1 protein-coding gene and 1 pseudogene are annotated in these 1,101 nt (G+C 35.6%); both read right to left on the bottom strand.

Annotated features, from left to right (window positions below):
- Positions 1-347 precede the first annotated feature (347 nt).
- Positions 348-527 (bottom strand): annotated as a pseudogene (locus ABUA47_RS24930) (nucleotidyltransferase domain-containing protein); the annotation flags it as partial.
- A gap of 96 nt (positions 528-623) precedes the next feature.
- On the bottom strand, positions 624-911 hold the full coding sequence (locus ABUA47_RS24925; RefSeq protein WP_009037333.1) for a HEPN domain-containing protein: 288 nt from the start codon (positions 909-911) through the stop codon (positions 624-626).
- Positions 912-1,101: the final 190 nt, after the last annotated feature.

Genomic DNA, 1,101 nt, shown 5'->3' with positions numbered 1-1,101 from the left:
CGGAGTTCCCCGATGACTGAGGAGAACATCTCTTGTAAGGTAATTTCATTTCTATTCATTTCCAATTTATTTATAAAAGGTTTATCTTACAAGTATATACAATTATAGCTGCAAATACAATGATTTCATATTCCTCATTTTTTGCAATATCAAGTGATTATTGCTGCAAGAGAAAAATGTTTAAGTCATGATAGGGATTGGATGAAGAAGGGAATAAGTAAGAGAAAAACGCTCAGGTATGTATTTCGCAGTACTTGGTATGGTACGAAGATTTAGGAGAAGAATATGCGTTGGAAGTAAAAAAGAATATAAATTATAGAAATAGATGGCATGTGATAAACAAGACTTCATTGTATTAGAATTCCAGTTTTTCTAATATCACAATAAAGAGGATTGTCCATATCTTCTGTAAGTAGGACTGGCTCTATAAGGTTACTTATCTTGCGTCTAAGTTTCCACAATAGAGGAGTATCTTTAAAATAATCGTCATCCAGGCGTTCTACTATCACAGCAATATCTATATCGCTGTCTGCTCTATAATTTCCTTTACTGTACGAACCATAAAGATAAAGGGCCTTTAATGGACTTCTCCGCTACCATTTCCTTATAGCGTTTGGCAAGGTTTATAGCTTGTTCTTTATCCATAATTGCAACTCTTTAGTTTGGCTCAAAAGTTCAGCACAGTATTCTTTGGTTAAGCTCTTCATTAATCTTTCTTTATAAGAGGGGTAACGGGCTTCTATATTAAGAGGTTCAAGTTTGTCTATAAAGTCTAACTGCTCCTCCGACAATTGCTTGTCCAATCCCGTTCTCTCCGCAAGTCTGGATAGTGAATGTATCTTTAGAGGAACTTCCATTAAGCAATTAGTCCAATATGCTTTGAGAATTTTCTCTATTGTTTGATGGCACATGAACCGACATAGAGATAACGGCCTGTAAGCAGCATTGCATTCGCTGTTTCCAAATCATAATCTGACATCTCAATCCAATAAGGTTACTTTACTATCCATATTTCGAGTCTTTAGGTAAGCACTCAATTTAGGGCATCCCCCTTCGAAAGGGCACTTTTCAGTGCCCTAAACCGAGTTTTGTTAATTAATT

This window comes from Bacteroides sp. RTP31139st1_H2_RTP31139_211217, assembly GCF_040227615.1.
In the GTDB taxonomy this organism is placed as follows: Bacteria; Bacteroidota; Bacteroidia; order Bacteroidales; family Bacteroidaceae; genus Bacteroides; species Bacteroides uniformis.
The sequence above is the reverse complement of the archived record's forward strand: the minus strand, read 5'-3'. Positions and strand labels throughout refer to the sequence as shown.